At 58.6% G+C, this 16,323-nt stretch carries 13 protein-coding genes and 1 pseudogene; 12 read left to right on the top strand and 2 right to left on the bottom strand.

The features are described 5' to 3' along the window. The first annotated feature begins 10 nt into the window (after positions 1-10). Together IVB42_RS32205 and IVB42_RS32200 are read left to right on the top strand one after the other, a co-directional pair. A complete protein-coding gene (locus IVB42_RS32205) occupies positions 11-904 on the top strand; it encodes a transporter substrate-binding domain-containing protein (RefSeq protein WP_247369553.1) in 894 nt (297 codons plus the stop codon). Then, on the top strand, positions 904-3,726 hold the full coding sequence (locus IVB42_RS32200) for an EAL domain-containing protein (RefSeq protein WP_247452977.1): 2,823 nt from the start codon (positions 904-906) through the stop codon (positions 3,724-3,726). The genes IVB42_RS32205 and IVB42_RS32200 overlap by 1 nt, the downstream gene beginning before the upstream one ends. Before the next feature lie 391 nt (positions 3,727-4,117). Here the strand turns inward: IVB42_RS32200 and IVB42_RS32195 are convergent, their stop codons facing one another. Further along, positions 4,118-5,665 carry a Fic family protein gene (locus tag IVB42_RS32195; protein WP_247299958.1) on the bottom strand — a complete coding sequence of 516 codons (1,548 nt, stop codon included), beginning with the start codon at positions 5,663-5,665 and terminating at the stop codon, positions 4,118-4,120. Between the two features lie 295 nt (positions 5,666-5,960). Continuing rightward, positions 5,961-6,161: a hypothetical protein gene (locus tag IVB42_RS32190; RefSeq protein ID WP_247299960.1), complete on the bottom strand. Its 201-nt coding sequence runs from the start codon at positions 6,159-6,161 to the stop codon at positions 5,961-5,963. Between the two features lie 704 nt (positions 6,162-6,865). Between IVB42_RS32190 and IVB42_RS32185 the strand changes: the two genes are divergently transcribed. From IVB42_RS32185 to IVB42_RS32135, 10 genes and pseudogenes are all read left to right on the top strand, one after another. Beyond that, positions 6,866-7,159 carry a DUF485 domain-containing protein gene (locus IVB42_RS32185; RefSeq protein ID WP_247369547.1) on the top strand — a complete coding sequence of 98 codons (294 nt, stop codon included), beginning with the start codon at positions 6,866-6,868 and terminating at the stop codon, positions 7,157-7,159. A gap of 9 nt (positions 7,160-7,168) precedes the next feature. Continuing rightward, positions 7,169-8,733: pseudogene (locus IVB42_RS32180) on the top strand (cation acetate symporter). Next, positions 8,660-10,183 carry a CmpA/NrtA family ABC transporter substrate-binding protein gene (locus tag IVB42_RS32170; RefSeq protein WP_247471810.1) on the top strand — a complete coding sequence of 508 codons (1,524 nt, stop codon included), beginning with the start codon at positions 8,660-8,662 and terminating at the stop codon, positions 10,181-10,183. Before IVB42_RS32180 ends, IVB42_RS32170 begins: the two are co-directional and overlap by 74 nt. Beyond that, positions 10,183-11,031 carry an ABC transporter permease gene (locus IVB42_RS32165; RefSeq protein WP_247371543.1) on the top strand — a complete coding sequence of 283 codons (849 nt, stop codon included), beginning with the start codon at positions 10,183-10,185 and terminating at the stop codon, positions 11,029-11,031. The genes IVB42_RS32170 and IVB42_RS32165 overlap by 1 nt, the downstream gene beginning before the upstream one ends. Positions 11,032-11,035: 4 nt before the next feature. Then, the gene (locus tag IVB42_RS32160) at positions 11,036-11,836 is read left to right on the top strand and encodes an ABC transporter ATP-binding protein (RefSeq protein WP_247369539.1); all 801 of its coding nucleotides are present in this window, start codon (positions 11,036-11,038) and stop codon (positions 11,834-11,836) included. Positions 11,837-12,023: 187 nt separating this feature from the next. Further along, entirely contained in the window at positions 12,024-12,917 is an 894-nt protein-coding gene (locus IVB42_RS32155) for a LysR family transcriptional regulator (protein WP_247285610.1), read from the top strand. 88 nt (positions 12,918-13,005) lie between these two features. Beyond that, positions 13,006-13,989 (top strand): molybdopterin-dependent oxidoreductase, encoded by a 984-nt coding sequence (locus tag IVB42_RS32150; protein ID WP_247471807.1) that lies wholly within the window; start codon positions 13,006-13,008, stop codon positions 13,987-13,989. Between the two features lie 92 nt (positions 13,990-14,081). Then, complete coding sequence (locus tag IVB42_RS32145) at positions 14,082-15,158, top strand: carbon-nitrogen hydrolase family protein (protein ID WP_247285541.1); 1,077 nt, start codon at positions 14,082-14,084, stop codon at positions 15,156-15,158. Between the two features lie 117 nt (positions 15,159-15,275). Further along, positions 15,276-15,509: a hypothetical protein gene (locus IVB42_RS41850; protein ID WP_247299977.1), complete on the top strand. Its 234-nt coding sequence runs from the start codon at positions 15,276-15,278 to the stop codon at positions 15,507-15,509. Positions 15,510-15,708: 199 nt separating this feature from the next. Further along, positions 15,709-16,320 (top strand): glutathione S-transferase, encoded by a 612-nt coding sequence (locus tag IVB42_RS32135; protein ID WP_247299979.1) that lies wholly within the window; start codon positions 15,709-15,711, stop codon positions 16,318-16,320. Positions 16,321-16,323 lie beyond the last annotated feature (3 nt).

The raw sequence follows: 16,323 nt of genomic DNA, 5'->3' as shown, positions 1-16,323 counted from the left end.
GAGCGCCTCCATGTCCCTGAAACGCTTTGTCCGCGGGTCGCTAAGCGGCGCCATGGTCTTCCTTTTCGCGACTTCAGGCTGGGCAGCTGATCTTGCAGAGATCAAGCAGCGAGGCGAAATCCGCCATCTTGGCATCCGCTACGCCAACTTTGTGACCGGCGCGGGGGATGGTTTGGACGTCGAGCTGATGCAGGGCTTCGCCAAACGAATTGGCGTCTCCTACAAGCTTGTCTACTCGGATTTTTATTCGGTCATCCGCGACCTGCTCGGCAAGGATGTGGTGCGCAAAAATGGCGAAGTGACGCTGGCAGGTGACTATCCCATCAAAGGCGATGTGATATCGAGCGGCTTCACCGTGCTGCCCTGGCGTGAGGCCATTCTTCTATATTCCGAGCCGACCCTTCCTTCGCAGGTTCTCTTGGTGGCACCAGCCGAGTCTGATCTGCAGCCGATCCAGGACGGCGCGGATCTCGCGGCAGACATCGTCAACACCCGGAAGGCGATCGGATCCAAGAGCGTACTCGTGATGGAGCGCACCTGCTTGGATCCATCCAATTACGGCTTGGTCAACGTCGGTATTGATCTAAAGGCTTACAACAAGAGCGCCAACCTGAACGAGATGGTGCCGGCCATGCTCAACAAAGAAGCCGAATTGACACTGCTCGACGTGCCGGATGCCATTCTGGATTTGGGCAAATGGGCCGGCAAAATCAAGATTCTGGGGCCGATCTCCGAGCAGCAAACGTTGGCAACCGCCTTTCCGAAGGACGCTCCAGCTTTGCGCAATGAATTCAACGCGTATTTGAGCGAGATCAAGGCCTCCGGCTTCTATGACCGGCTGGTGGACAAATATTATCCCGGCATCCGTCGATTTTTCCCGGAATATTTCGCGAAAACGAATTAATGATATCTTCGCTGATCAGATTCAGCCGATCGTTAGCTCCACGCTGGCTCTTGATAGCAGCAGCGGCGTTTCTGCTGTCTATGTTTTATCTGATTGGCAATCTCTATACGTCGCAAGTGGAGTTGCGGCAAAACGCCGATGCGCGTCTGGTGTCGCTCGGTGAAGCGCGCGCCGCGGAGGTCAGCGATTTCTTAGCTGAACGGCGGCAAGCCGCGGCACGGCTTGCAGCCAGCGAGGACATTTCCAACTATTTCAGCAATCTCGATCTCGGAATGTCCGTCAAATACGGCCTCTTCGCCAATTTGGCTGCAATCGAGCGCCGCTTTCAGGCGACGATGGTTGAGGAGAAATATCAGGGCCAAGCCGCCTATTTGCGGCTGGCTTTCTTCGATCGCAACGGCGTGGCGCAAGTTGATGTCGGCTCGTCCAGCGCGACGACAGCTTCGCCGGGCCGTAACGCCCTGGCCGAACCATATATTCAGATTGACGACAAGCGCCGCCTGATTGTGGTCAGCGTACCGGTACTCCAGAAGGGCAAGATAAGGGGAACGGTCGAGACCGTGAGCAGTCTCAATCTACTTTCCTCATTGGTGTCTACCAACGACCTCGGCCAGCCGCGCGAATTCCTCCTGGGAGACGATGGGCAGGTGCTGCTCCCGATCGAGCGAGAGCACTCGGCCGTTGTCACCGAAGGCCCCTCGCTAGCCAAGATTTCGTCTGGCCGCATACAACCGCTGTCAAATCTCAGCGCTTCCGAACTGAAAGGATATCTCGCACTTCGCTCGCCAGTTACCGGCACTCGACTTTCCGTCCTGAGGCTGGCCAGCGAGGATGAGCTATACGGTCGTACGCTTTCACCCCTCTCCGTTTTTTATCTTGGCCTCTTCGCCATCGTGCTATTTATGCTGGCGATCGGCTTCGAGCGAATGCGTCAAAATGCGGCGCGGTTACAAATCAAGTTCGTGGAGTCCAATCGACATCGAGCGGAGTTGGCCGAAAACAATCTCGCTCTCTCTCAAGAGATCAGGCGGCGCGAAGCCATTGAGGCCGACCTGCAGCGACAGAGAGAGGCTCTGGACAAGTCAAACTCTGAATTGCGCATAGCCGCGGCTGCTTTCAATGCTCAGGAAGGCATGATCGTCACCGATACCAAAGGCGTAATCTTGAGTGCCAACCGCGCCTTCGTGGGCTTAACCGGCTATACGATCGAAGAATTGGTGGGACAAACCCCGAGACTGTTCCGGTCTCATCGGCGTGATGGTGAATTCTACCGCAGTATGTGGGGTTCCGTTCAAGCAACTGGCGGCTGGCAAGGTGATATGAGTCTCAGGACCAGGAGCGGCGAAAACTGTGCGCGCTGGCTGACTATATCTGCTGTGAAAAACGAGACGGGCGAGGTCACCAACTACATCGGCTCGTATTATGACATTTCTAAACTGAAGCACGCTGAGGAAAAGATCCAAGAACTCGCTTTCTTTGACCAGCTAACAGGCCTGCCGAACCGCGTCCTGCTGATCGACCGCGTGCGCCAGGCGGTCAATGCGAATATCCGTAGCAACTCCTACGGCGCCTTGCTGTTCATTGATCTGGACAATTTCAAGACACTGAACGACTCGCTGGGTCACCACATGGGCGATATGCTGCTGAAATGTGCGGCTCAGCGCCTCTCGCATTGTGTGAGGGCGGATGACACAGTTGCCCGCTTTGGCGGCGACGAATTTGTCGTTCTTCTCGCCAATCTGGGTACACAGAAAGCAAAGGTCGCAGCCTTACAGGCGGAAGCGATAGGCGAAAAGATACTCGCAGCCTTCACCGAGGTCTTCCAACTCGATGCGTATGAATATCCCTGTACCGCAAGTGTTGGCGTGACCTTGTTTTCGACTGATGAGTGCAACGTTGACGAGTTGCTCAAGAGAGCCGATCTGGCAATGTACGATGCGAAAACGGCGGGGCGAAATGGCCTGCGGTTTTTCGACCCGGCCATGCAGACTATGATTACAGCCCGCGCTGCCCTCGAGACCGATCTACGAGAAGACCTTAAGAAGGAACGGCTTTTGCTGCATTACCAGCCGCAGGTCGATCACGAAGGAAGGCTGCTGGGGGCAGAAGCGCTGGCGCGCTGGCCGCATGCGCATAAAGGGATGATTTCTCCTAGCGAATTCATCCCCGTCGCAGAAAGCACCGGCCTCATCCTTCCGCTCGGCGCCTTGATGTTGAAGACCGCGTGCCGTCAGCTGGCTCGCTGGTCAAGCGATCCGGCGACCGAACGCCTGACCATCGCAATCAATGTCAGCGCCCTGCAGATGCGTCAGAAGAATTTTGTCGAAGAGGTCCGCGCGATCATTGAGCAAACCGGCGCCAATCCCCATCGCCTCAAAATCGAACTCACTGAAAGCACATTAGTCAGCAACGTCGACGATGTGATCGCCAAGATGGGCAAATTGAAAGCGATTGGCATCGGCTTCAGCCTCGATGATTTCGGAACCGGCTATTCAGCGCTTTCATATCTGAAGCGTTTGCCGCTTGACCAGCTCAAGATCGATCGCAGCTTCGTCAAGGACGTTCTGGTTGACTCTAATGACGCCGCGATAGCCCAGATGATCATAGCGCTTAGCAGAAGCCTTGGCCTTTCAGTCATCGCCGAAGGCGTCGAAACGGAGGAGCAATATGCGTTCCTGGCGCGACATGGACAGCTCAGTTACCAGGGCTATTTGTTCGGACGGCCTATGCCGGCCGAGGATTTCGTGAGTCTCGCCCGAGCTTTCTCGCCACGTCACGGTTTGAAGCGGGTACGCGGGTCGGTCAATCGGGCTTCCGCATAGGCCGTCGCCGGGAGACGCCAATTGCTGTTGTTTCTTGCTCGTTTTGAGTGGCGAAGCAGCCGTCCGAATGCAACCGACACAGCCAAAGCCCAATCGAGGCCATAGCGCCTGCTCGTGGTCCAAATCGGCCGCGCCCCGGCAATGTCGCGCCTGCTCGCATTATGTCGTCGATCATCGGTGGTTCCTCTGGTTGCGTTGTTGCCGTTGGCGTGTCGCAACCCGATCCTACCGGAGAATTTCCGGTGGCCAGGCAATGGCGCCCGCCTGCTACGGCGCTATTAGAGGCGCACGACCGGGTGGCTTTGCTCTACCGAGCTACACCACAACCGTGGACACGACCCGTACCACCGCTGGAAAGAATGGGCTTCCTGTCTCTGCGCAAGACGCGCCGTTAGTCACTTAAGGCTCCGCTTTGACCGAATGAGTCCGCGTACAATTGCTCAAGTTTCACAACTTCATCTTGAGTGAGCTCGGCGAATTCGTTCTCTCGTGCCCGCTTTGAAAGTCTTCCTTGATTCTGTCGCAGAAAGCCAAACAGGTTGTTGAGCGTTCGCTCGGGCATGTCGATGATGTTTTCGACTCCGGATCGGAACATATCGAAGTTGCGCAGGAAGCTCGTCTCATTCGGAAGGTCCAGCTCAATCGTCTGGCGTACACATTCGTACAGAAATTCGGCATGCGGGGTCGCGTCGAAGAAGCGGTAAAAATCCCCGGTGTCGTTCAAAACCTTCACATTATTCTTTGGGGTCGCTTCCCATTGTACGCACGGAAGTAGCCTGCTGGAATAGCTTTCCAGCACGCCTTTGTACTCGGCGATCCGGTCTAGAATCGCCGACGACACTGGAAAATGGACCCCGGCCGGATTAAATCCGCGCCGCGCGAGGACATGATGCATCAGGTATCGATGGATGCGTCCGTTGCCGTCCTCGAATGGATGGATATAAACAAAGCCGAAGGCGAGCACCGCCGCCGCGATAATGGGATCGAGCTCGTTCTCGGCGGCGAGGTCGAATGCGATCAATCCTGCCATAAGAGAGGCGATGTCTTCATGCCTCGCGCTGATATGGTCCGGGATAGGGCGCTGTGTATCGCGGTCATGCTCTCCGACGAAGCCGCCTTCCTGCCGGAACCCGAGCTTCACGAAACGCTCGTCTCCGATGACGATGCCTTGCAGGCGCAAAAACTCCTGCTCATCGAGCGGCGCGCGTCCAGCCTCGCCGATGGCGCGTCCCCATCTTTGAATGCGATCCTGAGGCGGCCTTTCGCCTTCGATGATGTAACTGGACTTTGAATCTTTCAGCAGCAGAAAGGCGGCGGTCCGCGCGAGCAAATCCTTCGGGACTTCGCTGACGACAGCGCGCGCGCGCTCCTTCCAGTTCTGCGCGAGAAATTGGTTCAGCGCGGCCGTCTTGAAAACGAGCGGACAAAATTCCGGGGTGCCGGGAAGATTGTTGCGAACGCGATGCCGGGCGGAATTCGTGCCAACCCCTCCGAACTGGAGGTCGGTATCGATGGCGTCTACATATGAGACCTTGTCTGTAAGCGACAGATTCAGCTCGCGGCCAAGCAACCACTCGTACAGAAACCAGATGCGGCGTGTGTAAATTCCGGTCGGCTTCTGCCGGACAAGCTCCGCGATGTCACCCTCGTTAACGACTAGGAAAAGCCGCTTCAGGACGGAAAGATCGACTCCTTCGTTCTTGAGGGCAAAAGTCAGGTGTCCCTCAAGCGAGGCCTGGGGAGCATGGCGAGGCGTGTAGATCCGCCAACCATCCTGTTCAATGATGCGGTGCCGGGCTCCGATGGCCGAAAGGGTGCGGGGGACCGGCACGGCCAGCTTGTAAGTGTCGATGAGCGCGGCATAACCCGCGGGGACAGCGGGCTCAGGCAATCGCCTATCGTGAAAAACATTCACCGATCCTGAAAATTCTGCGCTCACTTACATTCCTCTGAAAAACATTCCCCCGTCCTCGAATTTTGGTCACTGAGGGCTTGGATTTCGAAAATCCATCATACCACGTGAAAAATAATCTCTCAACGGAATAATCATGAAAATGGTTCACTTTGGACTGAGAACCCGACCCACGATTCCAGTAGCGGACCAGGTCGGTCCGGGATGGAACCTGTCATGGTGCCGGTGATCTGCCGACGTTCCGGTTTTCAAATTCGCCATCATTTTCATGACGTTCAGATAGGGCTGATTTTACGCTGAAGACGACGAATTCTCTTGGCATTCAGACGCGCTGCGATGCCCCGGCACGACCGTGGTCCAGCCAACCGCACGGCACGACCTGCGAGGCGCTGCCGCTCTTGAAGACCGACCCGGGCGTCCAGAAGCCGGCAGAGGCCACATCCTTGTCAATCGCGGCTCCGACCCTGACCGCAAGAGAGAGGCCGTCGCTGGTGACATCGGGATGAGCAAGCGTGTTCGTCATGCTGGTGGGGTCCGCTTAGCTCGGCTCGCTGGCAGGCCCGGTCTTGACTGGCCAGCGTTTCGATCTCGCTCGATAGTCCCTCGATACGCCCATCCATCGATGCGAGTCTTCCGCTAAACCCTCGATGATGCGCAACATGCAAGGCGAAAAACATTGGCGCTAATTGCCAAGATACCGGGCAACTCGAACAGGGAATGTAGGCTTTGTCGCACACCATGCCTCGCTCCAGGAGGAACGCACGGGTCTGTTTGATGGACGGGTGCGCTGACCGACAAATCCACCGCGGACGCGGTGCAGGGCCTGGAAAGTCGAGTAGATCGGCAGTGTGACGCGCTGCGCGAGAACCCCGATAGAACTCCTCTTGTACTTCCGGTACCGATGGAGGTCGCGCCCGCTATTCTGCGAGGTTTCCGGTTTGACTGCATGTCCGCAGCTCGGACTCACGCCACCCATCGTGGTGCCGCCCTCACGCGTGTCCAAGCCCGCGCCGCCAACGTAATCCTTGCATGCAAGGATCAATGCCGTCGCAGGCGCGCCGTCATTGCCGGCATGGTTGTTATCGCCGCGACCGTCGAGACGACACAGCATCGCCTTCGACGAGGCCGCAAATCTGCACAGTACATTGCAAAGTTTCGTGGTTCCCGACGCTTGCGGCTCGGCGGAAGCTGGCCGGTAGTGGATATCAAGAACTTCTGGGAGGGTGGATGGACGCGCAGACTTCCGTCAATTCCGGCGTCGCGCCTCGTTCTGTCACGCTTGCGAACAGGCGCCTTCGGATCGCGCTGCTGCTTTGTGCGACGATGATCACGATCTATTTCGGCTTCATGGCATTGTTCGCATTCGACAAGCCGCTTTTGGGCACTGTGCTTGCGCCCGGGCTCTCGCTTTGCATCGTGCTCGGCCCTCTCGTCATCGTTTCATCGTTCCTGCTCTGCCTCATCTATGTGCTGTGGGCGAACCGGGTATTCGATGCCAGCCTTCGTGACCTCGAACGATAGGACCTCGCGATGGCGAACAACTCGCTCTCGATCGGCTTCTTCTTCGCATTTATGGTCCTGACGCTCCTGATTACTTACTGGGCGGCGCGGCGCACCCGTACCACGGAGCACTTCTTTGCCGCGGGCGGCGAGATCACCGCATGGCAGAATGGCTGGGCGCTCGCCGGCGACTTCCTCAGCGCGGCCGCGCTGCTCGGCATCGCCGGCATTGTCACCTCGAATGGCTTCGATGGCATGGTCTACTCGATTGGATGGCTGGTCGGCTGGCCGATCATCCTCTTTCTGATTGTCGAGCCACTGCGCAATGTCGGGAAATTCACGTTCGCGGACGTGGTCGCCTATCGGCTCAGCCAAAAGCCGGTGCGGCTCGCCGCGGCGGTCGGTACGCTGGCGGTGATCCTGTTCTACCTGATCGCCCAGATGGTCGCGACCGGATCGTTGATCAAGTTGCTGTTCGGCCTGCCCTACACTTGGTCGGTGGCTTTGGTCGGTGCTGCCATGCTCATCTATGTGCTGTTCGGCGGCATGCTCGCCACCACCTGGGTGCAGGTGGTGAAGGCGGCGCTGCTGCTCGCCGGCGGAGTGATCCTGGCAGTCCTGGTCCTGATGCATTTCGACATGAACCCGCTCAAGCTGTTCGCCGCAGCGGCGGAGAAGTACGGCACAAGAGTGCTGCAGCCAGGTTCGAAGGTGGTTTCGGGGCAATGGGACGCGATCTCACTCGGCCTCGGGCTGATGTTCGGCACCGCGGCGATGCCGCACGTCCTGATGCGGGTATACACGGTTCGGGACTCCAAGGCCGCGCGACTATCGATACTTTATGCCACCGGGCTGATCGGCTTCTTCCACCTGACGGTGTTCATCATCGGCTTTGGTGCCATGGTGCTGGTCGGCCCGGAGGCGGTGATGAAAGCCGGCGGTGGCGGCAACATGGCTGCACCTCTGCTCGCCCTCACAGTCGGCGGCGACGCCTTCTTCGGTTTCATCTGCGCAGTTGCGTTTGCCACCATGCTGGCGGTGGTGGCAGGCCTGACGCTTTCCGGTGTGGCTACGTTGTGCCATGATGTCTGGACCAACGTCGTTCGCCACGGTACGGCATCGGAGGCTGAGCAGCTCAAAGTGGCGCGGATCGCCACCGTTGCCATCTCGGTGCTGGCAATCGTGCTCGGCATCACCTTCGAAGGCCAGAACGTGGCCTTCATGGCCGGGCTCGCCTTCCCATCGCCTGTGCCGCCAATTTTCCATCACTGGTCCTCGCTATCATCTGGCGTCGCTTCACGACGCCAGCGGCCGTCGCTAGCATCATGATCGGAACGCTAAGCTCGCTGGTGCTCATTGCGCTGTCACCGACCATCCAGGTCGACGTGCTCGGTAAGCCGCTGGCCCAGGTGAGCGGCGCCTGGTGGTTCGTCTCGCTGCGTAACCCGGCCATCATCAGCATGCCGCTGTCGTTTGCCGTGGCGATCGCGGTGTCGTTGTTAACGCGGGAAACGAACGCGGATGGCCGCTTCGACGAGATGCAGCATCGCATCCTGTTCGGGCGCTCAAGGACGATGCCGCAATCGGCGGAGTGAACCAGAGCTGGGAATTCCGAATGGCATGCGCGGAACTGCAGATGCTCCTGCACAATTTCGCCGTTGGCCCTTCGCGCGTCAATGTTACGATTTTGAACCGAACATTTTGACCAGGGGGACAGAAATGCGCGACGCCTCACATCACCATCGTTTCATCGGCAGCCTGTGCAGTTGCGGAGCGCATGCTCCCGCGCAGCCGACTGTCGAAGAGGCCGTGTCCGAAAGCGTCCAGCAGGCACTTCTGCATGGCCTTTTCCCGCAGCCGGTTTTGCGGCGGGAACTGCTTCGCACCGTTGGCGCTGGGGTGATCATCGGCGCTCTCTCCAGCATCCTGCCAATCGACACCTTGAAGGCAATTGCCCAGGAGCGAAGGCCTCTCGAGAAAACCAAGCTGGCTGTTGGCTTCCTCCCGATCACCTGCGCCGTTCCGCTGATCTACGGCGAAAGGCTCGGCAGCTACCGCAAGGAAGGTCTGGATGTCAGTCTGCAGAAGATCGCCGGTATCGCGCTGATCCGCGACAAGATGCTCAACGGCGAGCTGGACGTCTCGCAGCAGGTGATGCCGGTCCCCCTGACGATGACAGCCGGCCTCGGCGGTAACGTCCAGTCGATCAAGGTGCTGACCATCTTGAACCAGAACGGCAACTCCCTCGTTTTGGCCAACAAGCACAAGGACAATCGGGATCCCAAGAACTGGAAGGGCTTCACATTCGCGGTCCCGTTCGAGCAAAGTCACCAGACCCTGCAGCTGCGCAACTATTTGGCTACCGCCGGGCTCGATCCGGACCAAGATGTCAAATACCGCATCGTACCTCCGACCGAATACGTGGCGAGCCTTCGCGTCGGAAGCATCGATGGTTTTTTCGGCGGAGAGCCGGGCGGTCAGCGCGCGGTCTACGAAGGCGCTGGCTTCATTCATCTGATCTCGAAGGATATCTGGGATGGACATCCTTGTTGCTCTGTCACCGCCGCGGAAAGCTGGATCCAGCAAAATCCCAACACATTCATGGCGTTCTACCGCGCCATCATCGCGTCCAGTCTTCATGTCTCGAAGCCGGAGAACCGGGTCGGCATGGCGAAGGTGCTGTCAGAGCCGCAATATCTCAATGCTCCCGAAATTGTCCTCGAGCAGGTTTTGAGCGGCACGTATGCCGACGGCCTTGGCACCATCCGGAAAGATCCGCGGCGGGTTGATTATCAGCCGTTTCCGCAATATTCGGCAGCAGTTTGGCTGATGACCCAGCTCCGGCGCTGGAACATGCTAAAGGAGGATGTCGACTACAAGGTGCTCGCCGAAAAGGTGATGCTGGCGACCGATGCCGCTCGGATCATGCGCGAGCAGGGCGTGACGCCGCCAGCGGTCGGCTTCGGCACCGAAAGGATTCTCGGGAACGAATTCGATTCCAATAAGCCGCAGGACTACCTGGCTTCGGTCCGGAAGGGGGGCTGATGGAGGTGTCACGCCGGCTGCAGCAGCCCTGGGTATCCTCGGTCGCGATCTTCATCGCATTTGTAAGCGTCTGGGGCTGGTTCACCGCCGGTTCGTCGGGAGGTGTTAGCGTCGCCGATGCCGAATATGTCCGCCTTGCCGGCCAGAGCGCGCCGGGTCAGCAGGCCGGTGCGATCCCCTCACCGTGGATCGTCGCGCTCCGCGGCTGGGATCTGATCACACACGCCTTCGATCACGGCAATCCCAACAATCTGGGCATCGCATGGCATCTGGCCTATTCCATGGGCCGCGTAGCACTGGGCTTCACGCTGGCCTTACTCGTCGCGGTGCCCCTAGGCTTCCTGCTCGGTCTATGGCCTGCTTGCCATCGCGCGTTGGATCCTTTCATTCAGATCCTGCGGCCGGTATCGCCACTCGCGTGGATGCCGCTGGCGCTCTATACGTTCCGCGACAGCACCGTCTCGACGATCTTCATCATCTTCATCTGTGCGGTCTGGCCGATGTTGATCAGCACGGCAACCGGGACAGCTTCCGTGCGGGCTGAATGGCTGAACGTCTCGCGCGTATTCGGTCTTCCACGACTAGAGCATGTCACGCGCGTCGTCTTTCCCGCCAGTGTGCCTATGATCCTGTCGGGAATGAGGATCTCGATCGGTATCGCCTGGTTCGTCATCGTGGCTGCCGAGATGGTCGGCGCACAGAGCGGCATCGGGTACTTCATCTGGAACGAATGGAATAATCTCCAGATCGCGAGCATGATCGTCGCCATCGTCCTGGTCGGCGGTATTGGATTGGCGCTAGATATTTTGCTCAAGCGAATAGGCGAAAGCCTCAGCTTCCGGGAATAGGACGATGGCGGATCTCGAGATCAACGATGTGTCAATGTCGTTTGTTGACCGTTCTGGCAAGGGGCTTCTTGCGCTGGATAGAATCTCGCTCGCTATCGAAGACAGCGAGTTTGTCTGCTTGATCGGCCATTCAGGCTGCGGCAAGAGCACGTTGCTAAACATTGTTGCTGGCCTTCTGGCGCCTACAAAGGGTGCAATACGCTGCGCCGGGACGACGATTTCTGGCCCGGGGCCGGAGCGCGCAATGGTCTTCCAGAGCCATGCTCTATTGCCCTGGATGACTTGCTACGAAAATGTTCGCCTTGCGGTCAAACAGGCCTTCAAGGGTGCCGCGGCATCCGAATTGAAGGATCGCTCGGAGCAGGCGCTGAAGCTTGTTCACCTGGAGCACGCCATCAACAAATACCCTTTCGAGGTGTCAGGTGGAATGAAGCAGCGGGTGGGCATCGCTCGCGCTTTTGCGGTCGAGCCTAAGGTGCTGCTGTTGGACGAGCCGTTCGGCGCGCTCGATGCGCTGACCAAGTCGAGCCTTCAGGACGAACTGGTTCGCATCGTGGAAAAGACCCCGACCACGGTTGTAATGGTCACGCACGACATAGACGAAGCGATCTTCCTGAGCGATCGAATTGTCGCGCTCTCGAACGGACCGGCTGCGCGAATCGGGCGGATTTGGGAGATCGATACCTTGCGACCGCGGGACCGGCTCAAACTGGCGACCCACGCCGGGAGTCTGCAGTATAGAAAGGAAATTCTCGAGTATCTGTATCAACGAGAATGCGTGCCTCAGGGAATGGTGGAGCTATAACGGCCGAGATCGTTGCGGCTGGAGCGCGAGAGCGGGCTGCGCCCCGCGGCTTCAGGCACCGAAGGCACGGAAATCGCCTTCAGGCATCTTGAAAGCCGCCGTAGAAGGCTGTTTGATCGGGCGGGGGGCGGTCACCCACCGTCGGATTTTCGTCGTTGGCCTCTTCCGGATTGGCACGCAGGAGCGAATGTTCGACTGGAACGACCTGAAATTCTTCCTTGAACTCGCCCGGCAGGGGCGGTTGATGCCGGCCGCGCGGCGCCTCAAAGTCGACCACACGACGGTCAGCCGGCGCATTTCAGAGCTTGAGCGAGATCTTGGTATCAAGATTTTCGACCGCAAGCCGAACGGGTTCGTGCTGACGGAGGACGGGCACAAGCTCTACCAAGAGGCCGAGAAAATTGAGGGCGCGGCCCTGGTGATATCGGAAGATTTCCGCGCCACGCCCGCCGAGCCCACTGGTCGCGTCCGGCTGACGAGCATGGAGGGTATTGCCGCCTTCTACCTTGCCGAGAAGTTGGTCCAATTCAATGAGAAGCACCCGGGCGTTGTCGTGGAGCTTGTGACCGAAAGGCATCTGATCAATCTGACCAAACGCGAGGCGGATGTGTGCATCAGCTTCGTTCCCCTCGTGGGCCCCAAACTTTCGGTCAAAAAAGCTGGCGAGTTCAAGCTTGGGCTGTTCGCGTCGTCCAGGTACATCGTGGAACGGGGGACGCCGGGCACCATGGAAGAATTGAAGCGTCACGATTTCATTGATTATGTCGACGATCTCGTGGCTATCCAGCCGGTGCAGTGGCTGCACGACGTCCTGGTGCCGGAGAGCGTCGTGTTTCGATCGACCAGCATGGCAGCCCAGCAGAATGCGATCGCTGTCGGGCGTGGCATCGGCCTTCTGCCCTTCTTCTCGGCAAAAAAGGATCCTCGCCTTGTATGGCTCATGAAAGATGTGGTGGTCACGCGGTCGCTCTACATTTCCGTCCATGAGGATATCGAATATATGGGTAGGGTGCGTACGCTGCTGCGGTTCCTTCATGAGATCTTCAAGGCGGACAGAGCGTATCTGAACGAATTCGAGTGATCGAATACGCGCAAGTGTATCTGCGGAGTTTCTTACGGTCGACGTCCTCCCGTGATGTACTAGAATGCCGGCGCGAGGGAGCGCTGCGATGGCTGACGACTTTACGTACAAGGTACGCGGCTTCTTCGGCCGAATTCCCTCTGAACCGCATCTGCTGACCGACCGCATCACGCCAGTCGAAGGCTGCATCGTGTTGTGCCATCTCGGTGTTCTCGATGTCACTCATGGGGATGATTGGACGCTGGAAATCGCCGGCCTGGTCGAGACGCCCGCGAGCTTCTCCGTCGGTCAGCTCAAGTCGCTTCCAAAGACCGAGGTGGTCTCGGTGCATCAATGTGCAGGCAGCCCGCTGGCGCCCGACAAGCCCACGCAGCGGGTCTGCAACGTGCGCTGGGCGGGCGTTCGTCTGGATCATGTGCTAGGATCAGCGGGCGTGGCGAGGAGCGCAAATTTCGTTTGGTCACAGGGGGCGGACTCCGGCGACTTCGGAGGCATCGCGTGCGGACATTACATCAAGGATCTGCCGCTCTCCCGGATATCCGACGACGTCTTGCTCGCCTACGAGATGAACGGAGCGCCGCTGCTTCCTGAGCACGGGTATCCGTTGCGGTTGGTGGTCCCGGGCTTCTACGGCACGAACAGCGTCAAATGGCTCCGCAAGCTCGAATTGCGCTCGGAGCGGGCTCCGGGCGTCTTCACCACCACATGGTACAACGACCTCGCGCCGGACGGCTCGACCCAGCCGGTGTGGGCGATCGCCCCCCAATCGGTCATCGTGGCGCCAAAGCCGAATGGTCAGCTCAGGCGTGACGAGGTTTTGCAGGTCTGGGGATGGGCCTGGGGTGACGACGGGATTGCGGCGGTCGAACTGAGCGCCGATGAAGGGCGGAGCTGGCAGGGATGCCGCTTGGAGAAGGTGTCAGGACGATCCTGGACCAAGTTCACCTGTGATTGGATAGTAAAAGAGGGATGCTGCGGTCTCCTGTCTCGGGCGATCTCGCGATCGGGCGAGAATCAGCCGGCCGGCGGCCGACGCAACGCGATCTATCGCGTGCCGGTCCTGGTCGTCTGAAGACGCGCAACCGCTCGTGCAGATTTTCCGCATTCGCCACCCGCCGGCGAAAGACTAACCTGTGGTGCCAGAAACCGAGAGGATCGTCTCAAATGCCGTCGAATTTGCCGCGCTTCAAAGCTGCCGCGTGCCACACATCTTCAGTTTTCCTCGACGCGGCCAAAAGTGCAGACAAGGCCTGCGACCTCGTTGCCGAGGCGGCACGCAACGGTGCCTCGCTGGTTGCTTTCCCGGAATCGTTCATTCCCGGCTTTCCCGTGTGGGCGGCGCTGCAGGCGCCGATTATGTCTCATGATTTCTTCAGAGCGTTGTCGGCCCAGGCATTGCGGCTCGACAGCGCGGAATTGACAAAGGTCAGGATGGCGGCCAAGCGCCACAACGTCGTGGTCTCTATCGGTTTTACGGAAGGGACGGTTGCCAGCCTTGGCTGTATCTGGAACTCCAATCTTTTGATCGGCCAAGATGGATCGATCCTGAATCATCATCGCAAGCTCGTTCCGACGTTTTACGAGAAGCTGGTCTGGGCTGCCGGAGATGCGCGTGGGTTGCGCGTCGCGCAGACCTCCATCGGCCGCATTGGCATGCTGATTTGTGGTGAGAATACGAATCCACTTGCCCGCTATTCATTGATGGCGCAGGGCGAGCAAGTTCATATTTCGACCTACCCGCCGATCTGGCCGACGCGTCCCTCCAAGGAGAAGGGGGGCTATGACCTACGCAGGGCCATCGAGATCCGGGCTGGAGCTCATTCGTTTGAAGCCAAATGCTTCAACATCGTTTCGTCCGCCTGCATGGACGTAGGTATGAAGGACGCGCTCGGACAGGCTAACCCCGCCATGCTGGATCTGATCGAGGGCACACCGCATGCGGTATCGATGATCCTCGATCCAACAGGGCAGATTATCAGCGACGTCCTCTCAGACAGCGAAGGCATCGCATATGCCGATATTGACGTCGCGCAATGCGTCGAACCGAAGCAATTTCACGATGTCGTAGGCTACTACAATCGTTTCGATGTGTTTTCGCTGACGATTGACCGTTCACAGCGCGAGCCGGCCGTTTTTATCGACATGGAAACAGGCGAGGGGGACGAACGGCCGGTCCAGTCCTCGCAGCAGGAGACGGTCAGACCCAGAGTGGCCGAGCTTGAGCGGGCAGTTGCGGACTGAGTGATCCATCAAAGGGGGCCGAGATGAAGCGCGTTCTCAGCGAGCTGTTGGAGCAGCGACCGACAGAACTCGTGCGTTCCGCCGCCGGCTCCCTTTGAAGGTCGGCGCGCGAAGGATGTGATCATTTCGGGCGGTTACAACGTTCATCCGAAGGAGTTCGAACTCGAGATCGATCGCATTCCAGATGTGCTCGAAAGCGCCGTCGTCGGACTGCCACATCCTGATTTCGGCGAGCGAGTTGTCGCGGCCGCCGTCCCGACGGCAGGAGGCGCTGCAGGGGAAAGGGATGGCGTGGCGGTGCTGAAGGACGGCTGGTTCCCTACAACCTGCCGAACAACGATTTCTGCGTGAGCGAGCTGCCCGGAATACGATCGGAGAGGTTCAGAAGAACGTGTTGCGCGAGTTCAGAGGGAAAAATGGCGGCCAGTCATTCTGCTCGTCTGGATCGTTGCAAAAACCGCAATGGTAAAATGAAGGAACATTCGATTATCGTCCGAATGGGAAATGATAAGTACCGAGACATCGTTTGAATAGCGAAAGCGAGTTGGGAATGTCAGCTACGATCAAGCTCTATGGCGGCAAATTGTCGGGACACAGCCACCGGGTCGAGCTCTTGCTCGGCCTTCTCTCGCTTCCTTACGAGTTGATCCCAACGCCCCCTGCCGAGCGGAAGACGCCGGCCTATCTCGCAATGAACCCGTTCGGGCAGATACCTGTCGTCGATGATGACGGCACCGTCGTTGCCGATTCCAACGCAATCCTGATCTATCTGGCCAAGCGCTACGACACTACCGAGACGTGGCTTCCGGAAGATCCCGTCAGTGCGGCTGCCGTGCAACGTTGGCTGTCCGTGGCAGCCGGACAGCTGGCATATGGACCAGCAACAGCTCGGCTGGGCAAGGTGTTCAACTTGCCCGTCGATGGCCGGCAAGCGGCCGGGGTCGCCAGCAGTCTGTTCAGCGTGATGGATGGTCATCTTGCGAAGCACGAATTTCTCGCGGCAACCCATCCGACCGTGGCTGATCTCGCTTGCTACAGCTACACACGGGCCGCTCCGGAGGGAGGCATTGAACTGTCCTCCTACCCGAACATTGTCGCCTGGCTGGGGCGGCTGGAAGCACTTCCGAATTTTCAGCGGATGCCAAGCGCGCCTGCGAGCTGATCG

The sequence above is a fragment of the Bradyrhizobium sp. 45 genome (assembly GCF_023073155.1).
GTDB lineage: Bacteria > Pseudomonadota > Alphaproteobacteria > Rhizobiales > Xanthobacteraceae > Bradyrhizobium > Bradyrhizobium canariense_D.
The sequence above is the reverse complement of the archived record's forward strand: the minus strand, read 5'-3'. Positions and strand labels throughout refer to the sequence as shown.